This is a genomic window from Xanthobacter albus (assembly GCF_043194895.2).
GTDB lineage: Bacteria > Pseudomonadota > Alphaproteobacteria > Rhizobiales > Xanthobacteraceae > Xanthobacter.
The window spans coordinates 16,014-30,827 of record NZ_CM195532.1 but is presented as its reverse complement, the minus strand read 5'-3'; the positions used below and the strand labels follow the sequence as shown (position 1 = coordinate 30,827).

Below are 14,814 nucleotides of genomic sequence, written 5' to 3'. Positions count from 1 at the left end.
ATCCCGCTGTTTTCCCCGTCGAAGTTCTTTCGCGGATTGGTCTTGATAATACGAGGGAGATGCTTCCCTTCCGGCTCCATAAGTGTATCTGTGTGGAGCTTTTCCAAAGTGAGAAATCACTGCTGTCTGCAACTTGCTCCGCTGCGGAAAACACCAATAAGTTGGGTGCGTGCCATGCTCTCGCTGTCGATCAAGTCCAGGCTTCTGCTCCTGTTCGGAACGTTCATCATCGGTCTGGTGACCGTCAGTGCTGTTTTCCTTATGTATCTCAAGGGAAGCATGCTGAATGAACGCAAGGAAGGCGTGAGCCACATCGTCGAGGCGATGTATTCCCAGATCAATGGTTTTCACGAAGCGGCGCAGAAGGGCCTCATCACCGAGGCGGACGCGAAGCGGCTCATCGGTGACCTGATCCACCGCACCCGGTTCGACGGGGACAACTATCTGTTCGTCTACAATGGCGACGGCGTCACCGTGTTCCACGGCGCGCGGCCCGAGCTGGAAGGGCGCGACCGCAGCCAGGATCGGGACGTCCAGGGCAACCTGTTCGTGAAGCAGCAGGTGGAAACCGCCAGGAGCGGTGGCGGCTTCACCATCTATTACGCGCCCAAGGCTGGCGATAACAAGACGTCATTCGAGAAGATATCCTACAGCCTCATGTTCGAGCCGTGGGATTGGGTGATTTCAGCAGGTGTCTATGTCGATGACATCCAGGAAACCTTCTACGAGCAGGTGATGGAGCTCGGCACGATCATCGCGGTCGTCCTCGCGGTGCTGGCTGTGGTCTCCTTTTTCCTTTACCGCTCCATCATGCGCCCCATGGACCACCTGTCGGCGGAGCTGCGGGCCATCGGCGACGGCAATCTCGACGTGGAGGTGGCCACCGCCGCCCGCTCCGACGAGTTCGGCGCCATCGGCCGGAACGTGATCTACATGCGCGACAGGATGCGCGAGGGCGAGCGGCTGAAGCAGGAGAACGCGGCCCGCGAGGCGGCCGAACGCGAGGTGCTCGCCCGCCGCGAGAAGCTGGCCGGCTCCTTCGTCGAGCGCATGCAGCAGCTCGCGGGCGGTTTCGCGGGCTCATCGGGGAATGTGGCGGACGCCGCCCGCAATCTCTCCGCCACCGCCGAGCAGACCTCCCAGCAGGCGCGGGCGGTCTCGGGCGCGGCCGAGGATGCGGCGGTCAACGTCCAGACGGTCGCCGCCTCGGCGGAGGAGATGGCGGCCTCCATCCGCGAGATCAGCAGCCAGGTGGCCCATTCGGTGCAGATCGCGGACACCGCCTTCGCCGAGGCCCAGACCTCCAACGCCCGCATCTCCGACCTCGCGACGGCGGCCTCCGCCATCGGCGACGTCATCAGCCTCATCAAGTCCATCGCCGACCAGACCAACCTGCTCGCCCTCAACGCCACCATCGAGGCGGCGCGGGCCGGCGAGGCGGGCAAGGGCTTCGCCGTGGTGGCGGAGGAGGTCAAGCAGCTTGCCCAGCAGACCGCCAAGGCCACCGAGGAAATCGGCGCCAAGGTGTCGGAGATCCAGCAGGCCACCGAAAGCTCGGTGACCTCCATGAGCGGGATCGCGCGGGTGATCTCCACCCTCAAGGAGATTTCCTCGGCCATCTCGGGCGCGGTGGAGGAGCAGAGCGCGGCCACCGCCGAGATCGCCCAGAACTGCCAGCACGCGGCCTCCGGCACCCATCAGGTGATGCAGAACATCTCCGGCGTGGGGCAGGCGGCGGGCATGACGGGCGCCGCCTCCACCCAGCTCATGACGCTGTCCGACGGCCTGTCGAGCCAGGCCAAGGAGCTGCGCAGCGCGGTGGACGGCTTCGTCGCGGACTTCGCCGCCGCGGCCTGACGCGGCGGGCCGGGGTGCGGCATGCCGCCGGGCCTCAGCCGCATACCTCGCATTCGCTTGCTGCGGCGCCCGTGATTTGGAATCATGGGGCCGCATTTTTCTGCGAGGGCAGGATCGCGTATGTGGAGACGAGCCGTCCCGCCGCTGAACGAGGCCGAACGCCTGGGCGTTCTCGTGGCGTGCGGCATCATGGACGCCGCGCCCGACGAGCGCTTCGACCGCATCACGCGCCTCGCCGCCCACATCTACGATGCCGAGGCGGCCTTCATCGGCCTCGTGGACGACGAGTGCCAGTCGCTCATCTCCCTGACCTCGAGCGCCCTGGGCCGCAACGTGTCCCGCCGCGACAGCGTCTGCGACATGATCATCGAGAGCGGGCATCCGATGGTGGTGGGGGACCTGAAGACCGATCCGAGGATGGCGGGCCATCCGCTGGTGCAGCAGCTGACGCTGCGCTTCTACGCCGGAGCCCCCATCGTCTCCGAGCCGGACCTCGTGCTCGGCACGCTGTGCGTGATGAAGCGGGAGCCCGCCGACCCCGATCGCTTCGATATCGGCCCGCTGGTCGATCTCGCGGCCATCGCGGCCGACGAGATCGTCCAGTGGCGGCGCAACGCGGAGCTGGCCCGCCAGTCGCAGACCGACAGCCTCACGGGGCTCGCGAACCGGCGCGGCTTCGACGATGCCATCGCCAGCGCGGTGCGCCGCACCCACAGGACCGGGCAGCCGGTGTCCCTGCTGGTGCTCGACATCGATTATTTCAAGGGCCTCAATGACCTGGGCTGCCACCAGATGGGCGACGAGGTGCTGGCGCGGATCGGCTCACTGCTCGCGGCGGCGGTGCGCTCGCCCCTGGATCTCTGCGCGCGGGTCGGTGGCGACGAGTTCGCCGTGATTCTGCCCGACGCCGGCGAGCAGGGGGCGCGGGCGGTGGCCGAAACCCTCCTGGCGGAGCTGCGCGCCGCGGCGATTCCCCATCCGGCCGGCACCAGCGTGACGGTGAGCATCGGCGGGGCCACCCTGTGCGGGGCGGAGGCCGCCGCCCCGGACCTGTTCCGGCTGGCCGATGCCGCCCTCTACGAGGCCAAGCGCGCGGGTCGCGACACCTTCCGGCACCGGGGCCTGAAGCTTCTGGAGCGCGCCTGAGCCGGCGCGCCGCGGATGCGCGCCGGAACGGTGTTTCGCGCCCCACGGCCGTGAACGGCCGGGCGTGGCGCCGGCAATATACCAGACATTTCATGCATGGCTGATCTGCGCGTGGCGCGCATCTCGGCGCGCGAACGGCTTGGCTCCGCGCAGCGGCGCGCCGGCGCGCGCCGGGGTTGCAGCGTGTCCGGCAGGTAAGAAAAAATCTTTCAAAAACAAAGGACAAGAAACGGTGACGCCCCGCGCCGTCGCTATAATTGATTAAAATATATGCATTTTCAATCTGCGCACTTTCTGGGCAAATGCCTAGGCGGGGGCTGGATAGATTCAACCTTCGCCCCTGCCTAGCGTCCCGGAAGACACGAGTGCGGAGACGATCAGATGCGTTTTGTCACCCCGGGGCTCACTGCGGTGGCCCTTGTGCTTTCCCTGGGCGCCGCCGCGGCGGAAGAAGGCTTCGTTCCCGAGAAGCTGACCGTGGAGGAGCGCATTCCGCCGGGCCCCAACGTGTTCGTGGTGGACCAGCGCTGGGACGGCGCCAGCAAGGTCTCGGTGATCGGCGTCGACAAGCTCGACCGGCGCGGCACCATCAGCGCGGGGCTCATCGCCCAGTTCGCGCTCTCGCCCGACCGGAAGACCCTCTACACCGCCTCCGCCTACGCCAAGCGCATCACGTCCGGCCCCACCGAGGCGGTGCTCCAGGAATTCGATGTCGAGACGCTGAAGGATAAGCGGGAGATCGTCGTTTCCGAGAAGATGGCGCAGGTGGCGCCGCAGAACAACGCGCTCGCCCCGTCCGCCGACGGCCAGTACATCTTCGTCCAGAACGCGACCCCCGCCACCTCGGTCTCGGTGGTGGACCTGAAGGCGGGCAAGCAGATCGCCGAGGTGCCCATCCCCGGCTGCTGGTCCATCCACCCGGCGACGAGCGGCCTGCGCTTCACCACCCTGTGCGGCGACGGCACCTTCCAGACCTACACGGTGCAGGCCGACGGCACCTTCTCCAAGCCCGAGAAGAGCCAGAAGATCTTCGATGCCGTCAGCGAGCCGCTGTTCACCATCAGCCAGCGGCGCGGCGACGCCCTGCTGTTCCTCTCCTTCAACGGCAACGTCTTCATCGTCTCCGACAAGTCTGGCCCGGCCCAGCTCGAGGGGAAGTTCTCCATCACCGAGGGCCAGAACGGCGCCGACGAGGCGTGGGCGCCCGGCGGGTTCGAGGTGATGGCCTACAACGCCGCCAACGACGTGCTGTTCGTCGCCATGCATCCGGAGGCCAAGGAGGGCAGCCACAAGAACGCGGCCCACGAGATCTGGCCGGTGCAGGTGGCCCAGAAGAAGGTGCTCTACCGCTCGCCGGTGGAGGGCGTGAAGTCTATCGCCGTCACCCAGGGCAAGGAGCCGGTGCTGTTCGGCACCGATGACGAGGAGAAGGTGCTCACCCGCTACGCGGTGGACCCCGAGGCCAAGTTCGCCGCCAAGCTCACCGGCAAGGTGAAGGACATCGGCGAGATGGCCGTGCAGCTCTACGTGGCACCGTGATGGAGAGCGCCTTCACCACGGCATCCCAGGGCATGGTGGCGGCCACCGCCACCACCTTCACCGCCCTGCTGCTGGCCCGCGCCCTGTGGCACAAGCTGAGCGACCATGCCGCGTTCACCGGCTTCCTGGCGGACTACCGCCTGCTGCCGGAGCGGGCGGTGGAGCCGGCGGCCTGGCTGCTGGCGGCGCTGGAGGGGGCGGCCATCGCCCTCCTCGTGTGGCCCGCCGCCCGTCCGGCGGGGGCCGTCCTCGCGGCGGGTCTGCTGGCGCTCTACGGGGCGGCCATGGCCATCAACATCGCCCGCGGCCGGGCCAAGGTGGAATGCGGCTGCGGCGGTCCCGCCCAGGCGCTCTCCCTGCCGCTGCTCGCGCGCAACGCGGTGCTCGCCCTCATCGCCCTGGCGGCGGGGGTGAACGGGCCCGGCGCCGGCCTCGGCCTGCCGGAGGCGAGCGTCTCCATCCTCGCCGGGCTCACCCTGTGGCTGCTCTATGCGGGCATCGAGCAGCTCCTCGCCAATGCCGGACAGATGCGCCTTGCCGGAACGCCGCGCGGCGCCGGCCAACCGCCCTCCAAGAATTGAGCTGAAGACATGAATGCCCTCATCTTTGCCGTCGCCGCCCTGTGGCTGCTGGTCCTGGTGCTCATCGGCGTCATCTTCGCGCTGGCCCGGCAGGTCGGCATCCTGTTCGAGCGCGTCACCCCCGTGGGGGCGATGGTGAACGACAGCGGCCCGAAGATCGGCGAGGCCGCGCCCGCCTTCGGCCTGCCCAGCCTCAACGGCGGGGAGGTGACCATCGGCGCCCGCGGCGCGGAGCGCAGCACGCTGGTGTTCTTCCTCTCCACCACCTGCCCCATCTGCAAGAAGATCCTGCCCGCGCTGCAGGACATGCGCCGCAGCGAGGGCCGCTGGCTCGACGTGGTGCTGGCCAGCGACGGCGATGCGGCCCTCCACCGCGCCTTCATCGCCAAGGCCGGGCTGCAGCAGTTCCCCTACGTGCTCTCCCCCGATCTGGGCATGAGCTTCCGCGTCTCGCGCCTGCCGTTCGCCGTGCTCATCGACGCGGAGGGCACCGTGCGCGCCAAGGGGCTCATCAACAGCCGCGAGCAGCTGGAGAGCCTGTTCAACGCGACCGAGCTGGGGGTCGGCTCCATCCAGAGCTTCCTCGACGCCCCCGCCCACTCCTGAAACGCCCCATTGGAGGCCCGTCATGACCCATTTCATCGACAGCCTGCTGAAGCTGATCGACAAGACCACCGAGAAGACCAGCCGCAAGGCGGCCACCCAGTTCGGCCGCCGCTCCTTCCTGTCCAAGGCGGGGATGGCGCTGGTGGGCGGCGCGCTGATGCCGGTGCTGCCGTTCGACCGTACCGGCGGGGCCGCCTTCGCCGCCGAGGCGGAGGACGAAACCTCGTGCGACTACTGGCGCTACTGCGCCCTCGACGGCAATCTGTGCAACACCGCCGGCGGCAGCACCACCTCGTGCCCGCCGGGCACCTCGGCGTCCAAGGTGTCGTGGGTGGGCACCTGCCACAATCCCAAGAACGGCAAGGACTACCTCGTCTCCTACAACGATTGCTGCGGCAAGGCGGTGATGCCCGGCTCCACCTTCTGCTTCCGCTCCGAGGGCGAGCGCCCCGGCTATCGCATGGGCCTGCACAACGACATCAACTGGTGCATGGCCAACGCCAACAAGGGCTACCACTGCACGGTGGCGGTGCTGGTGGGGCTGGCGGAATGAGGAAACCTCTCCTTCTCGCGGCGGCGCTGGGTCTCCTGGCGCCGCTCGCCTCGGCCCCCGCGGGGGCCGAGGATCTCGGCCGGGGCTTCTTCAACTCGGTCTGCGCCGCCTGCCACGGAGAGGGCGGCGTGGGCACCGAGGGGCTGGCCCCGCCGCTGGTGGACGCCGAGCTGTGGGCACGGCTGGGCGACAAGGCGCCGGCCTATGTCAGCGGCGTGCTGGCCAGCGGCCTCAGCGGCAGGATCACGGCGAACGGGCAGGATTACATCGGCCTCGTGATGCCGCCGCAGGCCGAGGCCGGAACGCCCGAGCAGCTCGCCGCCGCCGCCACCTACGTGCTGCAGGAGCTGAACAGGACCACGCAGAAGGTGACCCCGGCGCAGGTGGAGGCGGCCCTGAAGGCGCCGCTCGCCCACAAGCAGCTCCGGGCCCTGCGCGAGGGGCAGTGAGATGGGACGGCGCCGGCTTCTTCCAGGATTGCTCGCCGCGCTCGTGCTGCTGCCGCAGGCGGGCCACGCGGGGGAACTCTCGGCGCGGGCCAACTACCTGCTGCGCTGCTCGGGCTGCCACCTGGCGGATGGCGAGGGCCTGCCGAAAAGCGGCATCCCCGCCTTTCCCGGCTATGTGGACGCGCTGGCGGCGGACGACCAGGGCCGCACCTACATGCTGCATGTGCCCGGTCTCGCCGGCGCCAGCCTGAGCGACGGCGAGACCGCCGCCGTCCTCAACTATGTGGTGGAGACGTGGGGCACGCCCAAGGAGGTCCGCCCCTTCACCGCGCAGGAGGTGGCTGCCCGCCGCGCCGTCGAGGTGGAAGACGTGGTGCGCCTGCGCCGTGAGATCGCGGCCCGCCTTTCGGCGACGGGCGTGAAGATGGCCGAATATCCCTGGCCGTGACGGCAGCGTCCCGCCGGTGAACCCGCCGCGCCGCCCGCGCCCTCGCGCGTCAGGCGGCGCGGATGGTCTGCGAGGGGGGCTCGCCGAACAAAGCGTGATAGCGCACGGCGAAGCGGCCCCAGTGGAAGAAGCCCCAGTCCAGCGCCACGTCCGAGACCTTGCGCCGCGTCTCCCGCGCCGCCAGCAGCGCGCGGCGGGCCCCGTTCAGCCGGTGCAGCATCAAGATGGCGTCCAGCTTGTGGCCGGTGGCGTAAAGGCAGGCCGCCCGCAGCCGCTCGTGGGGTACGTCCAGCGCCGCCGCCAGCTCGCTCACGGTGACGGGCGCGTTGGGGTGCGCCTGCAGCCATTCCACGCACCGGCCATAGAGGCGCGGCTCCTCGCGCGCCGTGCCCGCCGGCTGCCCGCCCATGCCGTCCAGAAGCAGGGTCAGCCGGTCCTGGATGAGGTCCGGCAGCAGGGCGCGGGCCTCGTCGGGCACGGCCGGCGCGGGCTGGGCGGGCTCGGCGCGCGCATACATGTGCAAGAGCGTTCCGAGCCAGGTGAACAGATCCCGCGCGCGCTGGCCGGACTGTGGGCCGAACACGCCGATGGAGCGCCGCAGGTTGGCGGCGAAGGGCGCCGCGTCCACCACCAGCATCATCATGTCCGCCTGCGGGCTGGTGACGATGAGGCCCTCGTCCTGGCTGTAGTCGAAGCCGATGGAGCGGCCGGGGTAGTGGGCCCCGTGCACGTAGAAGCCGCCTGATGTGGCGGCATGGCTGAAGAGGACGAGGTTGTTGGCCGGGGGCAGGTAGCGCTGCTCGGTGGAAACGTTCATCTGTTCCCGCATCACCGTGACGCCGCCGAGCCGGAGAAGCGCCACCTCGCCCTCGAACCTGCCGGAGGAGAGGTGGGTGTAGCGCTGCTGCCAGCCGGGCAGGGCGGCTTCCTGTTCCGAGGCGTCGTGAAACGTCCTCCTGCTGAACATCAGGTTCCCTTGCGCACGTTGATCCGCCTCCAATACTTACGACGGCGCTTGCGCAACGTCACGCTCCATCGGCCGGGTGTGCGGCGCGGCATCCCCAGCGGGGAGCTTGACCCCCGCATTTCGGGGGAAGCTCCAACATTCGGCGTGGCCGTCTCGGTGGCTGTTTATTTAACGCATTGATATTCATAGAAAACAGCTCTGGCACGAGAGTTGCGAAATCCTCCGCGAAGTGACGCGTGAGGCCAAATGCAGTTCCATTTCGCTCTCGATTTCGATGGCACCGTCTGCCCGACGGACACCACCGATCTCATCATCGAAGCCTTCGCTGAAGGCGACTGGCGGCAGATCGAGCAAGACTGGCGTGACGGCCGGATCGGGTCGCGGGAATGCCTGTCCCGGCAGGTCGCCATGCTGCGCGCCGATCCCGGCGCCCTGCGCAAGGTGCTGGCCGGGGTGAAGCTCGATCCCGATTTCCCCGCCTTCGTCACCGCCGCGTGGCTGCGCGGGGCCAGCGTCTCCATCGTCTCGGACGGCTTCGACCGCATCATCGTCCCGCTCCTGCTCGCCCACGGCATCGACCTGCCGGTGACGAGCAATCGCCTGCTGCCGACGGGCGCGGACCGCTGGACCGCGGCCTTCTCCAATCTCGGCGAGAGCTGCGCCAACGGCACCTGCAAGTGCGCCGCCGTGCCGGGCAACCGGCCCGTGGTGCTGGTGGGCGACGGGCGCTCGGACTTCTGCCTCGCCCGCCGCGCCGATTTCGTGCTGGCCAAGGGAGAGCTGGCCGCCTTCTGCGCCCGCGAGGGCATTCCCCATCGGAAGATCACGGGCTTCGCCGACGCGCTCGGCTTCCTCGAACCGCCATATGCGCCCCGCCCGCGCGACACCAGGGCCGATCCCCGTTCCACCTGCGAGAATCTCCATGCTTGACCGCCAGACCGACGTCGTTTCCACCGCCGATGAGCGCGCGCGCCTGCTTGCGCTCGAGGCGGAATACTGCTCCTACGGCGACACGGTCCATTACACCGACGTTCCGAAGATCTTCGAGCGCTGCGACGGCTCCTTCCTCTATGACGACGAGGACCGTACCTTCCTCGATCTGCAGATGTGGTATTCGGCGGTCAATTTCGGCTACGCCAATCCGCGCCTGAACGAGGCCCTGCGCCGGCAGCTCGACCGCCTGCCGCAGGTGGCGAGCCAGTACCTGCACCGCGAGAAGATCGAGCTTGCCGCCGAGATCGCCACCGGCGCGCTGGAGCGCTTCGGCGCCAAGGGCCGCGTGCACTTCAACGTGGGCGGGGCCCAGGCGGTGGAGGATTCGCTGAAGCTCGTGCGCAACGCGTGCGGCGGGCGCAGCCTCATGTTCGCGTTCGAGGGCGGCTATCACGGGCGCACGCTCGGCGCCTCGGCCATCACCTCCTCCTACCGCTATCGCCGGCGCTACGGCCATTTCGGCGAGCGCGCGCAGTTCGTTCCCTTTCCCTATCATTTCCGCGGCCCGCGCGGCATGAGCAAGGAAGAGTATGGCCACCGCTGCGTCCAGCAGTTCGCCCGCCTGTTCGAGAGCGAGTACAACGGCGTGTGGGACCCCAAGGCCGGCCAGTGCGAATACGCCGCCTTCTATGTGGAGCCCATCCAGGGTACGGGCGGATACGTCATTCCGCCGCCGAACTTCTTCGCCGAGCTGAAGGAGGTCCTCGACCGCCACGGCATCCTGCTGGTGGTGGACGAGATCCAGATGGGCTTCTACCGTACCGGCAAGCTGTGGTCGATCGAGCATTTCGGCGTCTCGCCTGATGTGATCGTGTTCGGAAAGGCACTGACCAACGGGCTCAACCCGCTGTCGGGCATCTGGGCGCGCGAGGCGCTCATCAGCCCCGCGGTGTTCCCCGCCGGCTCCACCCACTCCACCTTCAACGCCAACCCGCTCGGCACCGCCGTGGCGCTGGAGGTCATGCGGATGCTGCGCGAGGAGGACTTCGCCGCCTCGGTGGCGGAGAAGGGCGCGTACTTCCTCGAAGGGCTGAAGGAGCTCCAGGCGCGGCACGCCATCGTCGGCGACGTGGACGGCCTCGGCCTCGCGCTGCGGATGGAGATCTGCGAGGCCCACGACAGCTTCACCCCCTCCAAGGCCCTGGTGGACCGCATGGTGGACGAGGCGCTGAAGGGTGATCTCGTCCACGGCGGCGAGCGCTACGGCCTGGTGCTGGACATCGGCGGCTACCACAAGAACGTCATCACCCTGGCGCCGTCGCTCACCATCAGCCGGGAGGAGATCGACCTCGGCCTGGCGCTGCTGGACCAGCTCTTCACGCGCGTGGCGCCGGACGGCAGGCGGAAGTGACGGCCATGCGCCTGCGCGTCCTGGATGTCGATGGCTCCCTCCTCCTCCAGCCCCAGCTCATGGGTGCCGTGGCGGCGGGGGAGGGGGATCTCGTCGCGGCCGCCGACCTCTCGCCGCACCTCAGGTTCCTCGCCGACCGCGAGGGACTGGGGGCGCTGGCGGGCCGGCTCGGCGCGCCGCGGGCGGGCGACATCCATTTCTACGGCTCGGGCGACTTCCACCACCTCGCCTTCCTCCTCGTCAGCCGCCTCGACCAGCCGGTGAACGTGGTCCATTTCGACAACCACCCGGACTGGACGCGCTGGCCCCGAACCCTGGGGTGCGGCTCCTGGGTGAGCCGTCTCCTGGAGCGGCTGGAGGTGGCGCGGGTCGTCACCATCGGTCCGTGCTCCACCGACATCGACGCGCCGCAGATGAAGGCGGCCGACCTGCCGGCGCTGCGCTGCGGCCGGCTGGAGCTGTTTCCGCTCGCGGCGGGCACCACCTTCTATGCCGGGCCCGCGTTCGAGACGGCGGCGGCGACCGGCCGGGCCGGCATCGCGCCGGACGGGCTGTCCTGGCGCGGCATCGGGGCGGGGGACTGGGTCGGGGAGATCGATGCCATCGCCGCGCGCCTGCCGGAGCTGCCGGTGTGGATCAGCCTCGACAAGGACGTGCTCGCCCCCGCCGAGGCCGTGACCAACTGGGACCAGGGCCGGCTGAGCCTCGATGCCGTGCTCAAGGCCATCTCCACCATCGCGGAGCGCCGCCGGGTGATCGGCATGGACGTGTGCGGCGATTTCGCTCCGGAAGGCCATGACGGCGCGCTGCGCGGCATCCTGTCCTTCCTCGACCGCGCGCAGCGCCCCGAGCCGGGCGGCGACGCGGCGGCCATAAACGGCGCCGCCAACGCCCGCATTCTCGCGCACATGGAGCCCATCCTGCAATGAACACCGCGATCGTCGCCTTGTTCGCCGCCTCCGTCGCCTGCGACGTGCTGGGCCAACTCGCCTTCAAGCGCGGTGCCGACCGGCTGCCGGAGGTCGCCGCGGTGGGGGCCGGGGCGTTCGCCCTGCGGCTCGTCGGAGAGCCGTGGCTGCTGGCGGGCCTCGCCATCTATGCCGTGGAGTTCGCGGTGTGGATGCGGCTGCTCGCCCTCGTTCCGCTCACCATCGCCTTCCCGGTGGCGAGCCTCAACATCATCGGCGTCACCCTGGCGAGCCGCCTGTGGCTCGGCGAGGCCGTGGCCCCCCGGCAATATGCCGGCGCGGTGCTCGTCACGGCCGGTGTCGCCCTCGTCGCATCCAGCCTGTGAGGTCCCATGAGCGTCGATCGCAGCTTCATCCTTGAGGGCGGCCCCGTCGGCGTGCTGCTCATCCACGGCCTCGGCGGCACGCCGGTGGAGATGCGCGACGTGGCGCGGCGGCTCGCCGCCACGGGCGCCACCGTCTCCTGCTGCCAGCTCGCCGGCCATTGCGGCACCGAGGACGAGCTCGCCGCGACCCGGTTCGAGGACTGGTACGACAGCGCCGCCACCGCCTTCGAGGCGCTCGCCGCACGGTGCGGGCGGGTGATCGTGGGTGGCCTCTCCATGGGCGCGGTGCTCGCCGCCCTTCTGGCCGCGCGCGAGCCGGAGCGGGTGCGCGGGCTGGTGATGCTGTCGCCGACCCTGCGCTATGACGGCTGGTCCATCCCCCGCTACAGCTTCCTCCTGCGCCTGCTCATCGACACCCCGCTCGGCCGGCGCTACCGCTTCGTGGAGAGCGAGCCCTACGGCATCAAGGACGAGCGCCTGCGCGCCCGGCTGGCGAGCGCCATGAAGGCGGGCAATCCCGATGCCGGAGCCCTGGGCACGCCTTCCGCCGCGCTGCGCCAGTTCTGGCGGCTGGTGGACACGGTCAAGCCCGTGCTCGGCTCCATCCGCCAGCCGGCCTTCATCGCCCATCCCCGGCACGACGACGTGGCGAGCCTCAAGAACGCGGTCTATCTCCAGCGCCACCTCGGCGGCCCGGTGGAGTGCCTGGTGCTGGACGACAGCTACCACCTCGTCACCGTGGACCGGCAGCGCCATCTCGTCACCGACCGGGTGACGGCCTTCGTGAACGCCCTCTCGGCGGCCGACCGCCGGGTCGCCGCGCCCGCGACGTCCGTGGCCGATGCTCCGCTCTCCGTTTCGTCCGTGGTGGCCCACGTTGCGTAGCGCCCAGGCATTGACCCTTCCGGTGGCCGAGACCGGCCCTCGCGCCGAGGCCGGCATGGTGGGCGGCGTCGTGGCCGGCATGTCCGCCATCTGCCCGAAGGCGTGGCGCGCGGCCCGCCCGCCGGAGAGCGAGGGCTGGGCCTACCTCGCGGCCTGCGAGGCGGCGCCGATGGCGGCCATGGAACTGGCGGCGGCGCGGGTGGAGGACGCCGGCGGCCTGCGCGCCGCGGCGCCCCTGTTCGCGCTGAGCTACCGGCTCGACACGCCGATCCAGGGCGGCCGGCTCGGCGCCGTGGCCGAGGCCATTTTCCAGCGCGCGCCGCGGCTGCTGGAATGGCGCATGCTCGGCGTCGGCTCCGCCTTCACCGACGCCTGCCCCATCGCGCTGGACCCCCGCCTCGATGCCGCCGGGCGGGCGGCGGCGCTCGCCGCCCTCATCCGCGCGGTGGAGGCGGAGGCGGCCCGGCGCGGCGCCGGCCTCGTCGCCTTCAAGGATGTCGCCCCTCGCGAGGCGGCCCTGGCGGGCCCCGTGCTCGAAGCCGCCGGCTACGTGCAGGTGGAGAGCCTGCCGGTCGCCGTCCTCGATCTCGACGGCTGCGCGGACCTCGACGCCTATCTCGCCCGCCTGTCCCGCGCCACGCGCAAGGACCTGCGGCGCAAGCTCAAGGGCGCGCCCCGTGTGGCGGTGGAGTGGCGCTCCTCCATCGCCGGGCTGGAAACGGAGATCGCCGCCCTCTACGAGGCGACCCGCACCCGCAGCACCGTGCGCTACGGCGATTTCGAGGACCTTCCCGAAGGCTATTTCGCCCGCGTGGCCGCGGCCACGCCGGGGGAGGCCGTGTTCGCCCTCTACCGCGTGGACGGCGTGCTGGCCGGCTTCAACCTGCTGCTGGTGGAGGCGGACAGGGTGATCGACAAGTTCCTGGGCATGGTCTACCCGCTCGGCCCCGATCACGATCTCTACGCCCTGAGCTGGCTGGAGAACGTGCGCTTCTGCCAGCGCATCGGGCGCCGCTTCCTGCAGACCGGCCAGACCGCCTACGCCTCGAAGCTGAGGTTCGGCAGCCACCTCGATCCGCGTACCCATTTCGTTCGCCATCGCAACGGCCTGCTCCACGCGGCCGTGCGTCTCGCCGCCCCGCTCCTGTCCTTCCCCCGCTGGGACCCGGAGCTGGGACGGCGGCAAGGGGAGGAGCGTCCATGACCGGGCTATCGGTTTCCGTCCGCCTGGCGGCGCTCCTCCTCGCTTTCCTGGGTGTCGACACCGCCACCCAGGTTGCCTTCAAGCTGGCCGCGGACGGCATCGGCGACGTGCCGCTCGGCCTCGGCTTCGCGGCGGCCATGGCGGGCAGCGCGGCGGCGTGGCTGGCGGTCGCCTTCTACATCGCCACCTACGTGCTGTGGATGCTGGTGCTGAAGGACACGGCGCTCAGCCGCGCCTTTCCGCTCACGGCGCTGAGCTACGTCACCGTGCCGCTGATCGGCTGGCTCGCCTTCGGGGAGGCCATCGGCCCCCGCGTCGCCGCCGGCATCGCGCTCATCCTCGCCGGGGTCGCCCTGGTGGGGGCGGCCCCCGAGGCCGGCGCACAAGGGTTGTCCCAGAGGGAGGAGCTGAGCCCATGCAGGAACGGACAGTGGAAAAGCTGACGCGGAGCGCGCTGGCCGCCGGGCTCGCCCTCGGCCTTCTGTGCGGCCCCGCGCGCGCCGGTGGCGACATCACAGGAATCTGGATGACCGAGGACCAGGACGGCGCCGTCCTCATCGAGCCTTGCGCCGATGCCCTGTGCGGCCGCATCGTGTGGCTGAAGTCGCCTCTCGACGAGGATGGCCGGCCCGTGCGCGACGAGAACAACTCCGATTCCAGCCTGCGCGAGCGCGCCCTGTGCGGCATCGCCGTGCTCGGCGGCGCCCGTCCCGCGGGCGAGGGCTGGGACGGCGGCTGGATCTATGATCCGAACTCGGGCACGAAATACTCCCTCTCCATCCGGCGGGGCGAGAACGACACCCTGGCGGTCACGGGCTTCATCGGCGTCAAGGCCATGGGGCAGACGCTCGAATGGCATCGGGCGCCCGCTTCACTCAAGCGCTGCGACGGCGGCGCCGCGCCGTCCGGCAAGCCCGTCGCCGGCGGCAGATCCTGAGGAC

General features: G+C 69.9%; 17 protein-coding genes. 16 read left to right on the top strand and 1 reads right to left on the bottom strand.

The window, feature by feature from the left end; genetic code table 11:
- Positions 1–279 precede the first annotated feature (279 nt).
- From V5F75_RS00160 to V5F75_RS00125, 8 genes are all read left to right on the top strand, one after another.
- The gene (locus tag V5F75_RS00160) at positions 280–1,857 is read left to right on the top strand and encodes a cache domain-containing protein (protein ID WP_509212124.1); all 1,578 of its coding nucleotides are present in this window, start codon (positions 280–282) and stop codon (positions 1,855–1,857) included.
- Between the two features lie 120 nt (positions 1,858–1,977).
- Positions 1,978–3,003: a GGDEF domain-containing protein gene (locus tag V5F75_RS00155; RefSeq protein WP_394034173.1), complete on the top strand. Its 1,026-nt coding sequence runs from the start codon at positions 1,978–1,980 to the stop codon at positions 3,001–3,003.
- Between the two features lie 381 nt (positions 3,004–3,384).
- Positions 3,385–4,542 (top strand): amine dehydrogenase large subunit, encoded by a 1,158-nt coding sequence (locus tag V5F75_RS00150; RefSeq protein ID WP_394034172.1) that lies wholly within the window; start codon positions 3,385–3,387, stop codon positions 4,540–4,542.
- On the top strand, positions 4,542–5,123 hold the full coding sequence (locus V5F75_RS00145; protein ID WP_394034171.1) for a MauE/DoxX family redox-associated membrane protein: 582 nt from the start codon (positions 4,542–4,544) through the stop codon (positions 5,121–5,123). The genes V5F75_RS00150 and V5F75_RS00145 overlap by 1 nt, the downstream gene beginning before the upstream one ends.
- A gap of 9 nt (positions 5,124–5,132) precedes the next feature.
- Positions 5,133–5,729, top strand: a complete 597-nt coding sequence (locus V5F75_RS00140; protein ID WP_394034170.1) for a redoxin domain-containing protein — start codon at positions 5,133–5,135, stop codon at positions 5,727–5,729.
- Positions 5,730–5,751: 22 nt separating this feature from the next.
- Complete coding sequence (locus V5F75_RS00135; protein WP_393989041.1) at positions 5,752–6,282, top strand: methylamine dehydrogenase light chain; 531 nt, start codon at positions 5,752–5,754, stop codon at positions 6,280–6,282.
- Positions 6,279–6,731, top strand: a complete 453-nt coding sequence (locus V5F75_RS00130; RefSeq protein ID WP_394034169.1) for a c-type cytochrome — start codon at positions 6,279–6,281, stop codon at positions 6,729–6,731. Before V5F75_RS00135 ends, V5F75_RS00130 begins: the two co-directional genes overlap by 4 nt.
- A gap of 1 nt (position 6,732) precedes the next feature.
- The gene (locus tag V5F75_RS00125) at positions 6,733–7,179 is read left to right on the top strand and encodes a c-type cytochrome (protein ID WP_394034168.1); all 447 of its coding nucleotides are present in this window, start codon (positions 6,733–6,735) and stop codon (positions 7,177–7,179) included.
- A 49-nt stretch (positions 7,180–7,228) separates the two neighbouring features.
- Here the strand turns inward: V5F75_RS00125 and V5F75_RS00120 are convergent, their stop codons facing one another.
- Entirely contained in the window at positions 7,229–8,146 is a 918-nt protein-coding gene (locus tag V5F75_RS00120) for a helix-turn-helix domain-containing protein (protein ID WP_394034167.1), read from the bottom strand.
- 246 nt (positions 8,147–8,392) lie between these two features.
- On the opposite strand from V5F75_RS00120, the gene V5F75_RS00115 reads away from it, so the two are divergent.
- From V5F75_RS00115 to V5F75_RS00080, 8 genes are read left to right on the top strand one after another with little or no spacing between them, the layout of a single operon-like run.
- Positions 8,393–9,076: an HAD-IB family phosphatase gene (locus V5F75_RS00115; RefSeq protein WP_394034166.1), complete on the top strand. Its 684-nt coding sequence runs from the start codon at positions 8,393–8,395 to the stop codon at positions 9,074–9,076.
- Complete coding sequence (locus V5F75_RS00110) at positions 9,069–10,490, top strand: aspartate aminotransferase family protein (protein ID WP_394034165.1); 1,422 nt, start codon at positions 9,069–9,071, stop codon at positions 10,488–10,490. The genes V5F75_RS00115 and V5F75_RS00110 overlap by 8 nt, the downstream gene beginning before the upstream one ends.
- 5 nt (positions 10,491–10,495) lie before the next feature.
- Entirely contained in the window at positions 10,496–11,419 is a 924-nt protein-coding gene (locus V5F75_RS00105) for a hypothetical protein (RefSeq protein ID WP_394034164.1), read from the top strand.
- Positions 11,416–11,784 (top strand): EamA family transporter, encoded by a 369-nt coding sequence (locus V5F75_RS00100; RefSeq protein WP_394034163.1) that lies wholly within the window; start codon positions 11,416–11,418, stop codon positions 11,782–11,784. Before V5F75_RS00105 ends, V5F75_RS00100 begins: the two co-directional genes overlap by 4 nt.
- Before the next feature lie 6 nt (positions 11,785–11,790).
- Positions 11,791–12,669, top strand: coding sequence for an alpha/beta hydrolase (locus V5F75_RS00095; RefSeq protein ID WP_394034162.1), 879 nt, complete (start codon positions 11,791–11,793; stop codon positions 12,667–12,669).
- Complete coding sequence (locus tag V5F75_RS00090; RefSeq protein ID WP_394034161.1) at positions 12,662–13,873, top strand: GNAT family N-acetyltransferase; 1,212 nt, start codon at positions 12,662–12,664, stop codon at positions 13,871–13,873. Before V5F75_RS00095 ends, V5F75_RS00090 begins: the two co-directional genes overlap by 8 nt.
- Complete coding sequence (locus V5F75_RS00085; protein ID WP_394034160.1) at positions 13,870–14,316, top strand: EamA family transporter; 447 nt, start codon at positions 13,870–13,872, stop codon at positions 14,314–14,316. The genes V5F75_RS00090 and V5F75_RS00085 overlap by 4 nt, the downstream gene beginning before the upstream one ends.
- On the top strand, positions 14,289–14,810 hold the full coding sequence (locus V5F75_RS00080) for a DUF2147 domain-containing protein (RefSeq protein WP_394034159.1): 522 nt from the start codon (positions 14,289–14,291) through the stop codon (positions 14,808–14,810). Before V5F75_RS00085 ends, V5F75_RS00080 begins: the two co-directional genes overlap by 28 nt.
- The last annotated feature ends 4 nt before the right edge of the window (positions 14,811–14,814 follow it).

Excerpts from the sequence above, each read along its gene's own strand:
- V5F75_RS00105 (WP_394034164.1), top strand. The coding sequence starts at position 10,496 with ATGCGCCTGCGCGTCCTGGATGTCGATGGCTCCCTCCTCCTCCAGCCC.
- V5F75_RS00080 (WP_394034159.1), top strand. The coding sequence starts at position 14,289 with ATGCAGGAACGGACAGTGGAAAAGCTGACGCGGAGCGCGCTGGCCGCC.
- V5F75_RS00085 (WP_394034160.1), top strand. The coding sequence starts at position 13,870 with ATGACCGGGCTATCGGTTTCCGTCCGCCTGGCGGCGCTCCTCCTCGCT.
- V5F75_RS00100 (WP_394034163.1), top strand. The coding sequence starts at position 11,416 with ATGAACACCGCGATCGTCGCCTTGTTCGCCGCCTCCGTCGCCTGCGAC.
- V5F75_RS00160 (WP_509212124.1), top strand. The coding sequence starts at position 280 with ATGCTGAATGAACGCAAGGAAGGCGTGAGCCACATCGTCGAGGCGATG.
- V5F75_RS00095 (WP_394034162.1), top strand. The coding sequence starts at position 11,791 with ATGAGCGTCGATCGCAGCTTCATCCTTGAGGGCGGCCCCGTCGGCGTG.
- V5F75_RS00130 (WP_394034169.1), top strand. The coding sequence starts at position 6,279 with ATGAGGAAACCTCTCCTTCTCGCGGCGGCGCTGGGTCTCCTGGCGCCG.
- V5F75_RS00135 (WP_393989041.1), top strand. The coding sequence starts at position 5,752 with ATGACCCATTTCATCGACAGCCTGCTGAAGCTGATCGACAAGACCACC.
- V5F75_RS00145 (WP_394034171.1), top strand. The coding sequence starts at position 4,542 with ATGGAGAGCGCCTTCACCACGGCATCCCAGGGCATGGTGGCGGCCACC.
- V5F75_RS00110 (WP_394034165.1), top strand. The coding sequence starts at position 9,069 with ATGCTTGACCGCCAGACCGACGTCGTTTCCACCGCCGATGAGCGCGCG.
- V5F75_RS00140 (WP_394034170.1), top strand. The coding sequence starts at position 5,133 with ATGAATGCCCTCATCTTTGCCGTCGCCGCCCTGTGGCTGCTGGTCCTG.
- V5F75_RS00125 (WP_394034168.1), top strand. The coding sequence starts at position 6,733 with ATGGGACGGCGCCGGCTTCTTCCAGGATTGCTCGCCGCGCTCGTGCTG.
- V5F75_RS00155 (WP_394034173.1), top strand. The coding sequence starts at position 1,978 with ATGTGGAGACGAGCCGTCCCGCCGCTGAACGAGGCCGAACGCCTGGGC.
- V5F75_RS00115 (WP_394034166.1), top strand. The coding sequence starts at position 8,393 with ATGCAGTTCCATTTCGCTCTCGATTTCGATGGCACCGTCTGCCCGACG.
- V5F75_RS00120 (WP_394034167.1), bottom strand. The coding sequence starts at position 8,146 with ATGTTCAGCAGGAGGACGTTTCACGACGCCTCGGAACAGGAAGCCGCC.
- V5F75_RS00150 (WP_394034172.1), top strand. The coding sequence starts at position 3,385 with ATGCGTTTTGTCACCCCGGGGCTCACTGCGGTGGCCCTTGTGCTTTCC.